This window comes from Thermosynechococcus sp. (genome assembly GCF_046299655.1).
Lineage (GTDB): Bacteria > Cyanobacteriota > Cyanobacteriia > Thermosynechococcales > Thermosynechococcaceae > Thermosynechococcus.
On the sequence record NZ_JBKBHZ010000033.1, the window covers coordinates 1 to 928 of the forward strand.

The following is a 928-nucleotide window of genomic DNA, read 5'->3' on the forward strand; positions in this document are numbered from 1 at the left end:
AGCCAAACCATGGGCGTGATGCTTAAAGAAGAAAGCACAATTACCGCCAAGGGCCAGACGACCGTTCCCAAAAGCGTCCGGCAGGCTTTGGGCGTGGACTACGGCGGACGCATCACCTTCGTTGTGGACGATCAGCGCCGGGTCTATGTCGAGAGGGCCGCGGAAGAGGCAAGCGATCCGGTCGTGGATCGCTTCCTCGAATTTCTGGCGCAGGACATGCGCAAGCACCCCGGCACCTCGGGTGCTGCGCGGCCCGCCAGCCTGCGCGATCGCGTGGCCGCGCTTGTCGGGGACATGGACGTCGACCTCGATGCCGGGATCGATGGGGATGTCGCGCTCTAGCCATGATTACGATCAATGGCTGGACCATTCTGGCGCATCCCCTCTTCCTCGATCAGTTGGAAAAGCTGACCGGCTCTGTTGAGGCGTTGAAGGCAAAAAAGCCCGACGAATATCAAAGGAACGCGAGCACGAAGCTCTTGGCAGCTTTGAACAAGCTGGTGTTCCAGGTAATCCCGGCCGATCCGGCTGCGGCCGTCTATCGGCAAGGCTCGACGCTCGGCGAGGCACACAAGCACTGGTTTCGGGCGAAATTCGGCAATGGTCGTTTCCGCCTGTTCTTCCGCTATAACTCGACCGCGAAAATCATCATCTTCGCCTGGGTGAATGATGAAACGACTTTGCGTACCTATGGCGCGAAGACCGATGCCTACAAGGTTTTCAAAGGGATGCTGGAGGACGGCAACCCGCCCGACGATTGGGCCGCGCTTCGTAAAATCGCATCCGATCAGGCAGCCGTTGACCGGTTTAAAAAAGCCTCGTCCCAGAAACCGTAATACATGCTGTCGAATGCTCTTGGGCGGCTGCTTTGGCAATGGCAATATCTAGGGCGCTTTGAGAGTAGGAGCCATCCCGCAGGCTCCCTGCC

At 58.6% G+C, this 928-nt stretch carries 2 protein-coding genes; both read left to right on the plus strand.

Annotated elements, in window-relative coordinates; all coding sequences use genetic code 11:
* Nucleotides 1–9 precede the first annotated feature (9 nt).
* The gene (locus ACK4HN_RS11890; RefSeq protein WP_409877762.1) at nucleotides 10–342 is read left to right on the plus strand and encodes a type II toxin-antitoxin system PrlF family antitoxin; all 333 of its coding nucleotides are present in this window, start codon (nucleotides 10–12) and stop codon (nucleotides 340–342) included.
* A 2-nt stretch (nucleotides 343–344) separates the two neighbouring features.
* Nucleotides 345–836, plus strand: a complete 492-nt coding sequence (locus ACK4HN_RS11895; protein WP_409877760.1) for a type II toxin-antitoxin system YhaV family toxin — start codon at nucleotides 345–347, stop codon at nucleotides 834–836.
* Nucleotides 837–928: the final 92 nt, after the last annotated feature.

What these genes read in the sequence shown, in the direction of transcription:
- ACK4HN_RS11895 (WP_409877760.1), top strand. Translation starts at nt 345, where the DNA reads ATGATTACGATCAATGGCTGGACCATTCTGGCGCATCCCCTCTTCCTC.
- ACK4HN_RS11890 (WP_409877762.1), top strand. Translation starts at nt 10, where the DNA reads ATGGGCGTGATGCTTAAAGAAGAAAGCACAATTACCGCCAAGGGCCAG.